We start from the raw sequence: 16030 nt of genomic DNA, 5'->3' as shown, positions 1-16030 counted from the left end.
GGCCGCCGCGCGGTCGCGGGGTTGACGCGGCCCGAGCCCTGCCGCAAGGCCCATCTGCAGACGCGCGGAAGCGACGCGCATCCCGGGCGCCTACCCGTCGCGCAGCGCCTTCTGCACGCGCTGCAGCGACACCGGCTCCGCCGTGCGCAACTGCTGCGCGAACAGGCTGACGCGCAGCTCCTCGATCAGCCACCGCGCGCGCTCGAGCCGCGCCGGCGCGTCGGGGGGAAGCGGGATCGCGCCGCCCGCTTCGGCGTACAGCGCGGCAGCGCGGTCGACCTCGTTCTGCCAGGCGCGATCGCGCCCGGCGTTCTCGACGAGTCCGCGCATGCGCAGCTGCACCGCCTCCAGGTACACGGGCACGCGCTCCAACCGGGCGAGCCCGGTGCGCGATACGAACCCGTCGAACACGAGTCCGTCGATCTGCCGCGCCGCGTCAGACACCTGGCCGAGCACCTGCATCGACTTCGCGCCGTCGATCGCCTTCCGGGCCAGCCGCGCACCGTCGAGCACGCGGGCGGTGAGCGAGATCGCGCCGTAGATCTCGTCGATCAGCGATCGGGCGTAGTCGTCGGCGAGGGCCTCGAAATCGGCCGCGCGCCAGATGAGGCCGTCGGGGGCGTGGCGGCGGATCACCCGGTCGGCCACCGCGAGCGACACGTCGGCGATCGCCTGGTCCAGGGTGCGGTACGGGCCCGCACCGAGCAGCAGCTTCTCCTGATTCGAGAGGTGGTCGCGCACGTACGACGCCGGCGACGGCGAGCTCAGCACGACGAGGCGCCGGAGGCCGCGGCGGGAGAGCCGCTCCTGCTCCGCCTGATCGGCGACGAGCACGAGATCGACCGCGGTGCGCCGGTCGACGATCGCGGGGTACGCGCGCACCACGCCCGCCCCCGCCGATCCGCGTCCCTTCGCGTACGCCGAATCGACGTGCCGGGGCAGGTCGCCGAACGTCCACGAGGTCGCCCCGGTGCGTTCGAGGTCGCTCTTCGGCAGCGCGGCGGCCGCAACCTTCGCCACGCCCTGCGTCGCGCGATCGCGGTGCGCGGTCTGCAGCTCGGCGAGATTCTTGCCCGACCCGACCGTGCGCCCCCGCCCGTCCACGACCCGGAAGGTGGGGGTGAGGTGCGCGGGGAGCCGGTCGGGATCGAAGTCGGTGGACGAGACCGGCACGCTCGTGCGCCGCCTGATCTCATCGGCGAGCAGCCGCGTCAGCGACGGCGGCGCCTCACCGGCGGTGACGGGGGCGTCGAGCTGCGGCCCCACCGCGGCGAGCAGCGTGCGCGCCCAGTCGGCGGCCGGCACGACGTGCTTGCGGATCGCCTTCGGCAGCGTCTTGATGAGCGCCGTCACGAGCTCCTGGCGGAGGCCCGGCACCAGCTTCTCGAAGTCGGAGCCCTCGAGCCGGGGCAGGAGCGGCAGGGGAACGTTCACCGTCACGCCGTCGTCGTCGGCCGTCGGGTCGAACCGGTACTTCAGCCGCAGCGTCTGGTCGCCGTGCGACCACTGCCTCGGGAACTCCTGCTCGTCGACCGTCTCGGCTTCGTCCTCCACGAGGTCCTCGCGCCGCAGATGCAGGAACTGCGGCTCCGCGGCGCGCTTCTCCTTCCACCACCCCTCGAAGCTGCGCGTCGAGACGACGTCGGCGGGGATGCGCGCGTCGTAGAACTCGAAGATCGCCTCGTCGTCGCCGACGATGTCGCGGCGGCGCGTCCGCTCCTCGAGCTGCTCCAGCTCCCGCCGCAGCTGCCGGTTCGCGCGGTCGAACGCCTGCGGGGAATCCCACTCCCCGTCGACGAGCGCGTGCCTGATGAAGAGCTCCCGGGCGTGCTCCTGGTCGTAGCGCGCGAGCTGCACCCGGCGGCGGTCGACGATGGGCACCCCGAAGAGCGTGACCCGCTCGTACGCGACGGCGGCGCCCTGGTGCTTCTCCCATCGAGGCTCCGAGATCTGGCGCTTCGCGAGCGGCCCCGCGAGTTCCTCGGCCCAGGCCGGGTCGACGACCGCGTTCGAGCGCGCGAAGAGCCGCGAGGTCTCGACGAGCTCGACGCTCATCACCACCTCGGGCGGCTTCTTCGCGAGCACCGAGCCGGGGTAGAGCACGAATCGCGTGCCCCGGGAGCCGAGGTACTCCTGCGCGGGCTTGCGGCGCACCGCACCCGCCGCTGCGCGCCCCCGCGTCGGCGCCGCGCGATCCTGCCGGTCGTCGCGCACTCCGAGCTGCGACAGGAGCCCCGCGAGCACGGACCGGTGGATGGCCTCGCCCGCGCCGCCTGCAGCGCTCTGCGCGGCGGAGTCGCGCGGGGCCTTCGCGATCCTCGCGAGTTGACGGTACAGGTCCATCCACTCGCGCACCCGCAAGAAGTTCAGGTACTCGGCCTTGCAGAGCCGGCGGAAGGCGCTCGACGAGAGCTCGCGCTGCTGCTCCTGCAGGTAGTTCCACAGATTGAGCAGCGTCGCGAGATCGCCCTGCGGATCCGCGAAGCGCGCGTGCAGCTCGTCGGCGCGGCCGCGCTCCGCCTGCGGGCGCTCCCGCACGTCCTGCACGGTCAGCCCGGCGACGATCGCGAGCACCGCCGGCACGACGTCGTGCGCGCGGGCCTCCACCACCATGCGCGCGAAGCGGGGCTCGATGGGCAGGCGGGAGAGCTCTCGGCCGATCCTCGTGATCCGATGGCTCCCGCCGCGCCCGCCGCCCCGCCGGCCGGTCTTCCCGCCCGCACCCTTCGCCGGCGCCGCCTCCACCGCGCCGAGCTCGGCGAGCAGCCCCAGCCCGTCGGCGATGCCGCGCTGGTCGGGCGGGGTGAGGAACGGGAACCGCGAGATGTCGCCGAGACCGAGCGCGAGCATCTGCAGAATCACGGAGGCGAGCCCCGTGCGGCGGATCTCCGGTTCGGTGAACTCGGGGCGCGACGCGAAGTCCTCCTCCGAGTACAGGCGGATCGCGATGCCCGGGCTCGTGCGCCCCGAGCGCCCCGAGCGCTGATTCGCGCTCGCCTGCGACACCGCCTCGATGGGGAGGCGCTGCACCTTGCTGCGGGCGCTGTAGCGGGAGATGCGCGCCGTGCCCGCATCGATCACATAGCGGATGCCGGGCACCGTCAGCGAGGTCTCGGCCACGTTCGTCGCGAGCACGATGCGCCGCGCACCGCCCGATCCCCGCTCGAAGACGCGATGCTGCTCCGCGCTGCTCAGGCGACCGTACAGGGGCAGGATCTCGGTGCGCGCCGAACGCGCCGACGCCCGGAGCCTGCCGTGCAGCGCATCGGCCGCATCCCTGATCTCGGCCTCGCCCGAGAGGAACACGAGCATATCGCCCGGCGCCTCCTTCGCGAGCTCGTCGACCGCGTCGCCGATCCCGTCGAACAGATCGCGCTCGATCGTCGTCGCCTTCGCGGCGCCCGTCTTCGGGTCCGTCCGCTCGACGCGCTCGACCAGCGGGCGGTAGCGCAGCTCGACCGGGAACGTGCGCCCCGACACCTCGATCACCGGCGCCGGCCGCTGCGTCGTCGCGTCGGCGAAGTGCTTCGCGAACGACTCGGGATCGATGGTCGCCGACGTGATGATGACCTTCAGGTCGGGCCGCCGGGGGAGCAGGGTCTTCAGATAGCCGAGGAGGAAGTCGATGTTGAGGCTGCGCTCGTGCGCCTCGTCGATGATGATGGTGTCGTACGCCGACAGGTCGCGATCCCGGTGGATCGCGTTCAGCAGGATGCCGTCGGTCATCAGGCGCACCCGGGTCTCCGCCGACACCTGGTCGGTGAACCGCACCTGGTAGCCGACCAGGCCGCCGAGCTCGGAGCCCAGCTCCTCCGCGACGCGCTCCGCGATCGTGCGCGCCGCGATGCGCCGCGGCTGAGTGTGCGCGATGCGCTCCCGGCCGAGCGACAGGGCGATCTTCGGCAGCTGCGTCGTCTTGCCCGAACCGGTCTCGCCGGCCACGATGACGACCTGGTGCGACCGGATCGCCTCCGCGATCTCATCGCGCATCCGCGATACGGGGAGCTCCTCGGGAAACGTGATCTGGAGCGGGGGGAGCGTCATGATGCACCTATTATCCCGCGTCGCGGCGCCCGCGCGTAGACTGGCGACGACCGCGCCGATCGCAGGGTCGGCGGCCGCTCCGCACGACGACTCGAAAGGGCATGATGTCTGCACTCCCGATCCCGAACCTCCCCCTCAACAACGGCACCGCGATCCCGCAACTCGGATCGGGCGTCTTCCTCGTGGAGCCCGGCGAAGCGGAGGGCGTCGTCGCCACCGCGCTCGAAGTCGGCTACCGCCACATCGACACGGCGAGCGTGTACGGCAACGAGGCCGAGGTCGGCCGGGCCCTCGCGAGCAGCGGCATCGCGCGCGACGAGCTGTTCGTCACCACCAAGCTCTGGAACTCGGACCAGACGGGCGCAGCCGACGCGTTCGCCGAGAGCCTCGACCGCCTCGCCCTCGACCGGGTCGACCTGTACCTCATCCACTGGCCGCAGCCGATGTTCGGCGAGGCGCTCGGCGCCTGGAAGTCGCTCATCGAGATCGCCGAATCGGGCCGCGCATCGGCCATCGGCGTCTCGAACTTCGAGATCGCCGACCTGCAGCAGCTCATCGACGAGACGGGCGTGGTGCCCGCGGTCAACCAGATCGAGCTGCACCCGCTGCACCAGCGTCGCGAACTCGTCGAGTTCTGCACGCAGCACGGCATCGCCATCGAGGCCTGGGGCCCGCTCGCGCAGGGCAAGTCCGACCTCTTCGAGCGGCCCGAACTGCTCGAGATCGCGCAGAAGCACGGCAAGAGCCCCGCGCAGGTGGTGCTCCGCTGGCACGTGCAGCAGGATCGCATCGTCTTCCCGAAGACGGTGCGCCGCGAGCGCATGATCGAGAACGCCGAGCTGTTCGACTTCACGCTCGACGCCGACGAGCTGGCCGCGATCGACGCCTACGAGGCGGGCACGAACTTCGGCCCCGATCCGCGCACCTTCGACGCGCGATAAGGAGAGTGGCATGACCCACGCACCCGTCACCATCACCCTCACCGGCGCCGGGGGCCAGATCGGCTACGCGGCCCTGTTCCGGATCGCGGCCGGCGACCTCTTCGGCCCCGACCAGCCCGTCAGCCTGAGACTCCTCGAGATCCCGCAGGGCATGCGCGCCGCTGAGGGGGCCGCCCTCGAACTCGCCGACTGCGCGTTCCCGACCCTCGCCGATGTCGACATCACCGACGACGCGAACGTCGCCTTCGCCGGGGCGAACGTCGCGCTGCTCATCGGCTCGCGCCCGCGCACCGCAGGCATGGAGCGCGGCGACCTGCTCGCCGCGAACGGGGCCATCTTCGGGCCGCAGGGGAGCGCCATCAACGCCCACGCCGACGACGACGTGCGCGTCGTCGTCGTGGGCAACCCCGCGAACACCAATGCGCTCATCGCCCAGCAGCACGCGCCCGACGTGCCGGCCGAGCGCTTCACCGCGCTCACCCGCCTCGACCACAACCGCGCCGTCGGGCTGCTCGCCGCCGAGGCCGGCGCGCCGGTGGCCGACATCGCCGGCGTGACCATCTGGGGCAACCACTCCGCCACCCAGTACCCCGACCTCAGCCACGCCACCGTGCGGGGCGACGCCGCGCTCGCCGCCGTCGACCCGGCGTGGGCGCGCGGCGCGTACATCGAGCGCGTCGCCCAGCGCGGCGCCGAGATCATCGAGGTGCGCGGCGGATCCTCCGTCGCGTCGGCGGCGAACGCCGCGATCGAGCACACCCGCGACTGGGTGCTCGGCACCGGGCCGCGCGCGGCGGGCCGCTGGACGAGCGCCGCGATCGTCTCCCGCGGCGAGTACGGCGTGCCCGAGGGTCTCATCTCGTCGTTCCCCGTCACCTCCTCCGACGGGGCCTGGAGCATCGTCGACGGACTCGAGATCGACGAGTTCTCGCGCGAGCGGATCGACGCCTCGGTCGCGGAGCTCTCCGCGGAGCGCGACGCCGTGCGCGAGCTCGGACTGATGCCCTAGCGCAATCGCGAGCCCGCGGGGAGCCCTAGGATAGAGAGCATGTCCAAGGTTCTATCTTCCCTCCCCGTGGGCGAGCGCGTCGGCATCGCCTTCTCCGGAGGTCTCGACACCTCCTGTGCAGTCGCGTGGATGCGCGAGAAGGGCGCAGTGCCCTGCACCTACACCGCAGATATCGGCCAGTACGACGAGCCCGACATCGACGGCGTCGCCGACCGCGCCAAGGAGTACGGCGCCGAGATCGCGCGCCACGTCGACGCGAAGCGCCCGCTCGTCGAAGAAGGGTTCGTCGCGCTGCAGACCGGAGCGTTCAACGTGCGCTCGGGCGGCAAGACCTACTTCAACACGACGCCCCTCGGCCGCGCCGTCACCGGTACGCTGCTCGTGCGCGCGATGAAGGAGGACGGCGTCGACATCTGGGGCGACGGCTCCACCTACAAGGGCAACGACATCGAGCGCTTCTACCGGTACGGCCTCATGGCCAACCCGGCGCTGCGCATCTACAAGCCCTGGCTCGACCACCAGTTCGTCGAAGAGCTCGGCGGGCGGCACGAGATGAGCGAGTGGCTCGTCGCCCACGGCTACCCCTACCGCGACGCCACCGAGAAGGCGTACTCGACCGACGCCAACATCTGGGGCGCGACGCACGAGGCCAAGAAGCTCGAGTTCCTCGACGCCGGGCTCGACATCGTGGAACCGATCATGGGCGTCGCCGCGTGGCGCGACGACGTGGAGGTCGCCACCGAGGAGGTGTCGGTGCGATTCGAGGCGGGTCGCCCGGTGGCGATCAACGGCGTCGAGTACGACGACCCGGTGGCGCTCGTGCTGGAGGCCAACGCGATCGGCGGCCGGCACGGCCTCGGCGTCTCCGACCAGATCGAGAACCGCATCATCGAGGCGAAATCGCGCGGCATCTACGAGGCGCCGGGCATGGCGCTGCTGCACATCACCTACGAGCGGCTCGTCAACGCGATCCACAACGAGAACACGCTCGCGAGCTACCACACCGACGGGCGCAAGCTCGGGCGCCTCATGTACGAGGGCCGGTGGCTCGACCCCGAGTCGCTCATGCTGCGCGAATCGCTGCAGCGCTGGGTCGGTTCCGCCGTCACGGGCGAGGTCACGCTGCGTCTGCGCCGCGGCGACGACTACACGATCCTCAACACCGAGGGCGACAACCTGAGCTACCACCCCGAGAAGCTCTCGATGGAGCGCACGGTCGGGGCCGCCTTCGGGCCGGTCGACCGCATCGGTCAGCTCACCATGCGCAACCTCGACATCGCCGACTCCCGTCAGCGCCTCGAGCAGTACGCGCAGCTCGGCATCGTCGGCGGGTCGATCGCGGAGCTCGTCGGCCAGCTCGAGCAGGGCGGCGCCGCCGAGATCGCCAACGCGGTGGGCGGCATCGACGAGGACGCCGACGTGCTCGGCCTCTCGGCTGCATTCGACGCCGGCACCGACTGACGCGCCGGTGCGCCGCTTCGGCGGTGTGACACGACGGGCCCATCCATGCGGATGGGCCCGTCGTCGTTTCGGTGGGTGGTGCGGTCGCGTTCAGACAGGGGATCCGGCGGAACGCGGACGGATCAGGGGTGAGCCTCCTGTGCGAACGCGGATCCCCTGCGCGAAGGACGGCCCGCGGGGCCGGGGGCGAGCGGCGAGAGGCGAGAGGTGAGAGGCGAGAGGCGAGAGGTGAGGGCGGGGGCGAGGGTGAGGGCGAGAGGCGAGCGGCGGGGTGAGGCGGGCCGCGGGGCTCCGAAATGCGGAACGGCCCGCCCCTCCGAAGAGGAACGGGCCGTCGGTGCGCTCAACGAACGCTCAGGAGGCGCGGCGCGCGCGAGCCGCGCGACGCTTGAGCGCGCGGCGCTCATCCTCGCTCAGGCCGCCCCAGACGCCCGAATCCTGGCCGGTGTCCATCGCGTACTGCAAGCACATCTCGGTGACCGTGCACCGTGCGCAGACCGACTTCGCACGCTCGATCTGCTCGACGGCCGGTCCGGTGTTGCCGACCGGGAAGAAAAGCTCCGGGTCTACGGTGAGGCATGCTGCCTGTTCACGCCAATCCATGTGTCCTCCTCTGTAACGCACGCGCGCGAACAACCCGGAGACCGGATAGCCTAGAATTCGCGCCGTAACTACCTAATACGTGGCTGAGAATGCTCACGTCGGCGTGCGCGAAACTCGACGGGTTATATAGTTCCACGGATACAGATGCAAATCAATAGGTAACCTGCAATTGATTGGAAAGCGAGCCGCAATGCCCCCGACACCTCCCGATCACCCTCGTTCACGTGCGGGATGGGCGGTGCTCCGCGTGCTGCTGGTGCTCGAGAGCCTGCTGCTGGTCGGCGTGCTGATCTTCTCGGTCTCCGCCGCACTCGGTTCGGTGGGGCCGGTTGCGCAGAACGTGAGCATCGTCGCGATGGCACTGCTCGCGCTGGTGTGGGTGGCCGTCACGGCCGTCGCCGCGCTGCGCGGCAGGCCCAGCTGGGTGCGCGGATCCGCCCTCACGATCCACGTGCTGCTCTTCGCCGCGGGCACCGGCTGCCTGCAGCTCGGCATCGGCTCCTGGCAGTTCGGCTTCTCCCTCGTCGCGGGCGCGCTGGTGGGCTTCGCCGCCGCAGTGCTCGCGCGGCCTGACGAGCGGCCCGTGTACGACGAGGAGGGTCGCGCGGTCTAGGCTCGCGCGGCGGCGAGACGGCCGCGACGGCCGCGACGGCCGCGACGGCGAGACGTCTCGGCTCCCGCGACGTCCCCGCCGTCCGCTCCCGCGACGCGCGGAGGGTCAGACCTCGAGCAGCTTGCGGAGGCGTGCGACGTGCCCGGTGGCCTTCACGTTGGTGAGTGCGTGCGCGATCCGGCCCGACTCGTCGATGACGAAGGTCGATCGGATCACGCCCTCGACGATGCGCCCGTAGTTGTTCTTCTCGCCGAATGCGCCGTAGGCGCGGTGCACGGCGGCGTCGGGGTCGCTGAGGAGCGGGAACTCGAGGGCGTCGCGATCGGCGAATCTGCGGAGCTTCTCGACCGAGTCGCGCGAGACGCCGAGCACGTGGTAGCCGGCGGCCTCGAGTGGCAGCGTGGAGTCGCGGAAGTCGCAGGCCTCTTTCGTGCAGCCGGGCGTCATGGCCTCGGGGTAGAAGAAGAGGATCACACGCTTGCCGCGGTACTGCGCGAGCGCGCGCGTGTTGCCGTCCTGGTCGAGGAGGGTGAATTCGGGGGCTTCGTGGCCGGGTTCGAGCACTGCGCGATCAGTCATACGGTCAGCCTAGCGCCGCGCGGAGGCCGGAGCTGAAGCGCGACCCGAAGCCGAGCCCGACCGAGCTCCGCCCAGCCCGCCCCAGCCCGCTCGAGCCCGCACCGCGGCTACGCGAGCAGGCGTCGAAGCGATTCGACGCGGGCGGCGCCGGCAGCGTCGAGGCGGCCGTCGGCGATCGCCGCGTCGAGCTCGCAGTCGGGGGCGTCGTGCTGGTGGGTGCAGCCGCGCGGGCAGCTCTCGATGATCCGGGCGAGATCGGTGAACCCGCTCAGGATGCCCTCCGGGGTGACGTGGCCCAACCCGAAGGAGCGCACGCCGGGGGTGTCGATCACCCAGCCGGAGGGCCCGTTCTCGGCCCCCGGCGTCGCGGCCCGCAGGGCGACGGACGACGACGAGGTGTGGCGGCCGCGGCCGGTGACCTCGTTGACGTGGCCGATCGCGCGCTCCGCCTCGGGCACGAGCGCGTTGATGAGGGTCGACTTGCCCACGCCGGAGTGCCCGACGAAGACGGTGGTGCGGCCGGCCAGCGCTGCGCGGATCTCGGCGAGCGGCCACGCGTCGGGTGCGGAGCGGAACACGGGCACCTCGAGCGCGGCGAAGTGCGACAGGAACGGCTCCGGGTCGGCGAGGTCGACCTTCGTGATGCAGATGAGCGGCGTGATGCCGGCGTCGTAGGCGGCGACGAGGTAGCGGTCGACGAGGCGGACGCGGGGTTCGGGGTTGGCCGCGGCGACGACGATGAGCATCTGGTCGGCGTTCGCGACCATCACGCGTTCGACGCGGTCGCTGTCGTCGGCGCTGCGCCGCAGCAGGGTGCGGCGGTCGGCCACGGCGACGATGCGCGCAAGCGATCCGGCGTCTCCGCTCGTGTCGCCGACGAGCTGCACGCGGTCGCCGATGACGATGGGGGTGCGGCGCAGCTCGCGGGCCCGCGAGGCGAGCACGGTGCGCTCCCGTGGATCGGCGGGGTCGTCGGCGGCGGCGACGAGCGCCGTGTAGCGGCCGCGGTCGACGGCGGTGACCATGCCCGTCACCGCATCGGCGTGCTCGGGGCGCCGCTTGGTGCGCGGCCTATTGGCCTTCGGGTTCGGGCGCTGCCGCACCTCGTGGTCGGCGTATGCGGCGTACGGGTCGTCGACGTCGTCGTCGGGGGTCAGCCAGCTCACGTGCTCACAGCCCCGTGAGGAAGCCGCGGGCGGCGCGGCCGAGCGCAGATTCGTCGTCCGGGGCGTCGTCCGCAGCGCCGGCGGCGGCATGGCCGAGGCCGACGGTGTGCTCCCAGAGCTCGGTGAAGCGGGGGAGGGTCTTCGAAGTCGACGCCACGTCCTCGACCTGGATGCCGGGGATGCGCAGCCCGATCAGGGCGCCGGTGGTCGCCATGCGGTGGTCGGCGTAGCTGTGCCAGACGCCGCCGTGCAGCCGCGCGGGGTGCACGGCGATGCCGTCGTCGAGTTCGATCGCGTCGCCTCCCAGCGCGTTGATCTCGGCGACGAGGGCGGCGATGCGGTCGGTCTCGTGGTGGCGGATGTGCCCGATGCCGGTGATGCGGCTCGGCCGGCCGTCGGCCCCGTCGGACCCGTGAGCGGCGAGCGCGGCGAGGCCGACGAGCGTCGGCGCGAGCTCGCCCGCCTCGGGCACGTGCAGGTCGAGGCCCGAGAGGTCGCCGCTCGCGGTGACGGTGAGGTCGCCGGTGGGGTCGAGGCGGATCGCTGCCCCGTACTCGGGCAGCAGCGTGCGCAGCAGGTCGCCCACCTGCGTGGTCGCGGCCGGCCAGTTCGGCACCGTCACCCGGCCGCCGACGACCATCGCGGCGGCGAGGAACGGGGCTGCGTTGGAGAGGTCGGGCTCGATCGCGACGTCGGCGGCGCGGATCGGGCCGGGCTCGACCCGCCACTCGCCGACCGCCGGCGCATCCACCTGCACGCCGCGGGCCCGCAGGCAGGCGATGGTCATCTCGATGTGCGGCAGGCTGGGCAGCCGTTCGCCGGTGTGCACCACGTGCACGCCGTGCTCGAATCGAGCCCCGGCCAGCAGGAGGGCGGAGACGAACTGGCTCGAGAGCGAGGCGTCGAGTTCGACGCGGCCGCCGCGCAGCGCGCCCGTGCCGTGCACGGTGAAGGGCAGTGCGCCGCGCCCCTCGTCCGCGATGTCGGCGCCGAGGGCGCGCAGCGCGTCGAGTACGGGGCGCATGGGGCGCTTGCGCGCGTAGGGGTCGCCGTCGAATGCGACGGGCCCGAGTGCGAGCGCGGCGATCGGCGGCACGAACCGCATCACCGTGCCGGCGAGCCCGCACTCGACGGTGGTCGACCCGGTGAGCTCGTCGGCGGGCGTGATGCGGAGGTCGGGGTCTGCGAGCTCACCGCGGGGCAGCTCCTCGATGGAGGCGCCGAGGGCCCGCAGCGCCTCGGTCATGAGCGCGGCGTCGCGCGAGCGCAGCGGAGCGCGGAGCACACCGGGCCCGTCGGCCAGCGCGGCGAGCACGAGTTCGCGGCCGGTCAGCGACTTCGATCCGGGCAGCTGCACGGTCGCGTCGATGGGCTGCTCGGGGCGGGGAGCCGGCCACAGCGCTTCGGCCGCCTCGACGCCCTCGCCGGTGCCGGTCTCGTCGCCGTCTTTGCCCTGGTTCATCTTCGCGATCAGCATCGGAGTCGATTCTACCCGCAGCTGTCGCCAGTAGGATCGAGAGCGTGAGTGATACCGCAGCACAGGCGAAGCTGGAACAGCGCTTCACGTCGGAGGCGCTTCCGATGCTCGATCAGCTGTACGGCGCAGCGATGAAGATGACTCGGAACCCGCAGGATGCGCAGGATCTGGTGCAGGAGACGTTTTTGAAGGCGTTCTCGGCCTTCGCCTCGTTCCAGGAGGGCACGAATCTGAAGGCGTGGCTCTACCGGATCATGACGAACAGCTACATCAACACGTACCGCAAGCGGCAGCGGGAACCCCATATGGGCGCCGTCGACGAGCTCGAGGACTGGCAGCTCGGCGGTGCGGAGTCGACCACGGCGATGTCCTCCCGTTCGGCGGAGGCGGAGGCGATCGACCGCACGCCGGATTCGGTGGTGACGACCGCGCTCAACGCGCTGCCCGAGGACTTCCGCATCGCGGTGTACCTGGCTGACGTCGAGGGGTTCAGCTACCAGGAGATCGCCGACATCGCGGAGGTGCCCATCGGCACGGTGATGAGCCGCTTGCACCGGGGCCGCGCCCGTTTGCGGAAGGCGCTCGGGGAATACGCGAACGAGCAGGGCGTTGGACTGAATGCGGGAGCGAAGCAGACGAAGAAGGGAGCAGCGCGATGAACGAGTGCGAGCAGGCTAAGGCGAATGTGTACGAGCTGCTCCGGGGCGAGCTCTGCGCCGAGGAGTCGGCGCCGATCCGGGCGCACATCGCGGAGTGCCCGTCGTGTCAGGACGAGCGGAACGCGTGCGAGAAGCTCACGAACGTGGTGAAGCGGGCGTGCGAGGAGGAGCGGGACAGCAACTGCCCGCCCGAGGCGCTGCGCGACGCGATTCTTCGCAGCCTCCGTGCCGAGGGGCCGGGCGCCGTCGTCTGACCCGGCGGCGGGTGCCGTCTCCGAAGGGCGGCGGGATCACCGAGCGGGGGAGCGGTCGTCCGCGAGCAGGCGGTCGATGGCGTCGGCGAGCGCTGCGGGCGCAGCTTCGTGCAGATTGTGGGGGCCGGCGATCGTGACGACCGGACTCCCGGGCAGTCGCTCGCGCCACTCCGCGACGAGTTCGGCGTCGAGCATGCCGGCGTCGGCGGCGATCAGGGAGCTCGGCACGCCCGCCCGACTCGACTCGGCGAGGGCGCGCCAGATGGCGGCGTACGGGTGCGGCTCGTCGCCGCCGGGCGGGGCGTCGAGGTGGGCGAAGTGATGCGCCCATTCGAGGCGGCCGTCGGCGCGCACCCTCGTGTTCAGCGCGATCCCGCGCGCGATCGCGGCTTGATCGCGGCCGATGCCGAAGCGCCGAGCCCGATCCACGATCTCGTCGATGCTGCCGAAGTGGCGCTGCCCGCGGATGAACTCGTGCACCGCCCCGGCGTCGCGCCGCGGCGAGACCCCGGGCGTGATGTCGATGAGGATCACGCGACGCACGAGGTGCGGTCGCGCCGCTGCGACGAGCGCCGCGGTCAGCCCGCCGAGGGAGTGCCCCACGAGGGCGACGGGATCGGTCGCCCGCGCATCGAGCACCTCGGCGACGTCGGCGGCGAGGGCGGCGGGCCGGTAGTCTGCGTCGCTCCTCCAGTCGCTGCGGCCGTGGCCCGGCAGATCGAGGGCGAGCGCCGGCCGGCCGAGGGCGAGGAGCGTCGGATCGAAGCTGTGCGCGTTGAGCCCGGCGCCGTGGAGCGCGACGAGCTGCGGCGGCTGCTCGCCGTCGAAGGCGAGGCCGCGCACGGTGCGGCGATCCGCCAGCACATCAGACGTGCGCGCGACCGGCGGCAGTGGGCCGCCGCGCCCCACGCGCTCCGCGTCGCTCCGGAGGAAGCGGAACTCGTCGTCGGTCTGCGGGCCCGAGCCGGCGGCGCTCACCGCGCCCGCTTCGGGTCGGCGGCGGCGTCGGCACCGGTCACGTATCCGCCGTCGCGCAGGCCCGCCTCGATCTCGAACCGGTTGCGCAGCGGTTCGCGGCCGGCGAGGGCGTACAACACGGGAAGCGCCATGCCGTAGTGCCGCCACTGCTCGCGGTGCACCCGCTCGTGCCTCAGCACCCGTTCCGAGACGTTGCGATTCGTCAGGTAGCACGAGCCGACGCAGCTGCCGCCCCGCCCGAACGTCCACTTCGGCATACCGCGGAACACCCACAGCCCCTCGTGCCGCTCGATGCGACCCCGGCTCCAGATGGCGCCCCACACGAAGCCGACGACGGTGGCGTACACGTACCCCGCCTGCGCGAACGGCCAGCGCCGCCCCCGCGGGCTCACGACCGCCCGCCCGAGGTCAGCGCCGCGAGCGTGCGGAGCACGGTCGGGAGGTCTTCTGCGGCGCGATTCCGATCGGCCGGGGCGAACTCGCAGATCGCGGCCCCCGCGAGCGGCACCGCGGCGACGGCAGCGCGAATGGCGCCGGTCAGCTGCGCGACCGAGAGCCCGAACGGCACGGGGGCGTGCACCGAGCCGAAGTCGGCGGGGTCGAGCACGTCGAGATCGATGTGGATGTAGAGGCCGTCGGCCCCCGAGATGCGGTCGAGGATCGCGGAGCGCAGCGCATCGGAGTCGGCGTCGGCCGCGCCGGCGCGCACCACGGCGATGCCGCGGCGCTGCAGTTCGTCGTCCTCCTCCGGGTCGACCTCCCGCACGCCGACGAGGGTGAGGCGATCCGCGGCGATGGCCGGTCTCGCCATGAGGTCGTCGCTCCCGTCGCCCAGGGCGTGGCGCAGCGTCATGCCCGATGCGCTCCCCGACGGCGAGGTGCTGGGGTGCTGCATGTCGGCGTGGGCGTCGAACCACAGCACCGCGAGCCGCTCGACCGAGCGGGCGGCAGCTTCGAGCCCCGCGAGGGAGGTCGCGCAGTCGCCGCCCACGATGATCGGCGTGCGGCCGTCGGCGAGGGCCGGCTCGAGGGCGGTGCGGGCCGACTCCCGGGCGCGGATCAGGCTGCTCAGCCGGGCGACGGGCGTGCCCATCGCGTCGCCGGCTTCGAGGGGCACCGGCACCTCCCGGAGCGCGGACGCCGGGAGGTCCTCCCGCAGCAGCTCAGCGCCCTCGGCGAGCTGCATCGCGCGCGCCGAGGGCGATCCCTGCCACTGGGGCATCAGAAAGAACATCGGGCTTGCCACTTCGGCCTCCTCGCAGATCCACTGCAGTTCAGAATACGCCCGCCTGTTCGAGCGGGAGGCTCGGTTCCGCGGAGCGAGAACAGACGGGGAGAGGAGAGGAGGGCTGGGGCAGGGCCGCCGTGCTCACGCGGCCGTGCTCACGCCGTGCTTACGCGGCCGTGCTCACTCGACCGTGACGAAGTCGATGAGGTGCTCGACGCGGCCGACGAGCTCGGGCTCGAGGTCTCGGAAGTCGCGCACCCGCGATCGGATCCGCGACCAGGCGTCGGCGATGTCTGCCTGCTCGTCGCCCGGCCAGCCGAGCGCCCGGCAGATGCCCCGCTTCCACTCGATGCTCCGGGGAATGGTCGGCCACTCCTGCAGGCCGACCCGCGCCGGCTTCACCGCCTGCCAGATGTCGACGAACGGGTGACCGACGATGAGCACGTGCGCGCCGTGCGGGCCGCGCGCGATCGCCTCCGCGATCCGGGACTCCTTGCTGCGCGGCACGAGATGGTCGAGCAGCACTCCGGCGCGGCGGTCGGGCGCCGGCCCGAACTCCGCGAGCACCTGCTCGAGGTTGTCGGCGCCCTGCAGCATCTCGACCACGACCCCCTCGACGCGCAGATCGTCTCCCCAGACCTGCTCGACGAGTTCTGCGTCGTGCTTGCCCTCGACGAAGATGCGACTCGGCATCGCCACCCGGGCGCGCTGCTGCGGGGCTGCGAAGGATCCGGAGGCCGTGCGTCTGCGGGCCGCCGGGGCCGCTGCGGGCCGCACCAGGCGCACGGGTTCGCCGTCGATGAGGAACCCGTCGGTCAGCGGGAAGGCGCGCACCTTGCCGCGGTAGTCCTCGAGCTGCACGAGGCCCTCGCGCGCGCCGACGACGGCGCCGCACCACTCCGACTCGGTGTGCTCGATCACGAGGCCCTTCGCGAGGGGCACCTCGCGTCGTTCGACCGGACCCCGGCGGGGTTTCATCGCTGCCACCGGGTCGAGGTCGTATCGGTCGTCGAACATA

At 72.2% G+C, this 16030-nt stretch carries 15 protein-coding genes; 6 read left to right on the top strand and 9 right to left on the bottom strand.

Annotated features, from left to right (window positions below; all coding sequences use genetic code 11):
• Window positions 1–90: 90 nt before the first annotated feature.
• Window positions 91–4044 (bottom strand): ATP-dependent RNA helicase HrpA, encoded by a 3954-nt coding sequence (gene hrpA, locus BLT44_RS12495; RefSeq protein WP_010156717.1) that lies wholly within the window; start codon window positions 4042–4044, stop codon window positions 91–93.
• Window positions 4045–4145: 101 nt separating this feature from the next.
• On the opposite strand from hrpA, the gene BLT44_RS12490 reads away from it, so the two are divergent.
• Genes BLT44_RS12490 through argG form a run of 3 tightly spaced genes read left to right on the top strand, consistent with a single transcriptional unit; the run spans window position 4146 to window position 7455 of the window.
• Complete coding sequence (locus tag BLT44_RS12490) at window positions 4146–4985, top strand: aldo/keto reductase (RefSeq protein ID WP_010156718.1); 840 nt, start codon at window positions 4146–4148, stop codon at window positions 4983–4985.
• A 10-nt stretch (window positions 4986–4995) separates the two neighbouring features.
• Window positions 4996–5994, top strand: a complete 999-nt coding sequence (locus BLT44_RS12485; RefSeq protein ID WP_010156719.1) for a malate dehydrogenase — start codon at window positions 4996–4998, stop codon at window positions 5992–5994.
• A gap of 39 nt (window positions 5995–6033) precedes the next feature.
• Complete coding sequence (gene argG, locus BLT44_RS12480) at window positions 6034–7455, top strand: argininosuccinate synthase (protein WP_010156720.1); 1422 nt, start codon at window positions 6034–6036, stop codon at window positions 7453–7455.
• A gap of 354 nt (window positions 7456–7809) precedes the next feature.
• Here the strand turns inward: argG and BLT44_RS12475 are convergent, their stop codons facing one another.
• On the bottom strand, window positions 7810–8058 hold the full coding sequence (locus BLT44_RS12475) for a WhiB family transcriptional regulator (protein ID WP_010156721.1): 249 nt from the start codon (window positions 8056–8058) through the stop codon (window positions 7810–7812).
• A 190-nt stretch (window positions 8059–8248) separates the two neighbouring features.
• On the opposite strand from BLT44_RS12475, the gene BLT44_RS12470 reads away from it, so the two are divergent.
• Complete coding sequence (locus tag BLT44_RS12470) at window positions 8249–8671, top strand: hypothetical protein (protein ID WP_050803117.1); 423 nt, start codon at window positions 8249–8251, stop codon at window positions 8669–8671.
• A 105-nt stretch (window positions 8672–8776) separates the two neighbouring features.
• Here the strand turns inward: BLT44_RS12470 and bcp are convergent, their stop codons facing one another.
• From bcp to aroA, 3 genes are all read right to left on the bottom strand, one after another.
• Window positions 8777–9250, bottom strand: coding sequence for a thioredoxin-dependent thiol peroxidase (gene bcp, locus BLT44_RS12465; protein WP_010156723.1), 474 nt, complete (start codon window positions 9248–9250; stop codon window positions 8777–8779).
• Between the two features lie 107 nt (window positions 9251–9357).
• Window positions 9358–10416, bottom strand: a complete 1059-nt coding sequence (rsgA, locus tag BLT44_RS12460) for a ribosome small subunit-dependent GTPase A (RefSeq protein ID WP_029608270.1) — start codon at window positions 10414–10416, stop codon at window positions 9358–9360.
• Window positions 10417–10420: 4 nt separating this feature from the next.
• Window positions 10421–11893, bottom strand: a complete 1473-nt coding sequence (aroA, locus tag BLT44_RS12455) for a 3-phosphoshikimate 1-carboxyvinyltransferase (protein ID WP_010156725.1) — start codon at window positions 11891–11893, stop codon at window positions 10421–10423.
• Between the two features lie 44 nt (window positions 11894–11937).
• On the opposite strand from aroA, the gene BLT44_RS12450 reads away from it, so the two are divergent.
• A complete protein-coding gene (locus tag BLT44_RS12450) occupies window positions 11938–12552 on the top strand; it encodes a sigma-70 family RNA polymerase sigma factor (protein ID WP_010156726.1) in 615 nt (204 codons plus the stop codon).
• Complete coding sequence (locus tag BLT44_RS12445) at window positions 12549–12806, top strand: zf-HC2 domain-containing protein (protein WP_010156727.1); 258 nt, start codon at window positions 12549–12551, stop codon at window positions 12804–12806. Before BLT44_RS12450 ends, BLT44_RS12445 begins: the two co-directional genes overlap by 4 nt.
• A gap of 36 nt (window positions 12807–12842) precedes the next feature.
• Here BLT44_RS12445 and BLT44_RS12440 read toward each other — a convergent pair whose 3' ends face one another.
• From BLT44_RS12440 to BLT44_RS12425, 4 genes are all read right to left on the bottom strand, one after another.
• Window positions 12843–13784 carry an alpha/beta fold hydrolase gene (locus tag BLT44_RS12440; protein WP_010156728.1) on the bottom strand — a complete coding sequence of 314 codons (942 nt, stop codon included), beginning with the start codon at window positions 13782–13784 and terminating at the stop codon, window positions 12843–12845.
• Window positions 13781–14176 carry a hypothetical protein gene (locus tag BLT44_RS12435; protein ID WP_050803118.1) on the bottom strand — a complete coding sequence of 132 codons (396 nt, stop codon included), beginning with the start codon at window positions 14174–14176 and terminating at the stop codon, window positions 13781–13783. The genes BLT44_RS12440 and BLT44_RS12435 overlap by 4 nt, the downstream gene beginning before the upstream one ends.
• Entirely contained in the window at window positions 14173–15030 is an 858-nt protein-coding gene (locus BLT44_RS12430) for an arginase family protein (protein WP_029608272.1), read from the bottom strand. The genes BLT44_RS12435 and BLT44_RS12430 overlap by 4 nt, the downstream gene beginning before the upstream one ends.
• 162 nt (window positions 15031–15192) lie before the next feature.
• A complete protein-coding gene (locus tag BLT44_RS12425) occupies window positions 15193–16029 on the bottom strand; it encodes a DUF3097 family protein (RefSeq protein ID WP_010156731.1) in 837 nt (278 codons plus the stop codon).
• Window position 16030 lies beyond the last annotated feature (1 nt).

It is taken from the genome of Leucobacter chromiiresistens, from assembly GCF_900102345.1.
Lineage (GTDB): Bacteria > Actinomycetota > Actinomycetes > Actinomycetales > Microbacteriaceae > Leucobacter > Leucobacter chromiiresistens.
This window is presented reverse-complemented; position numbering and strand designations above follow the sequence as displayed.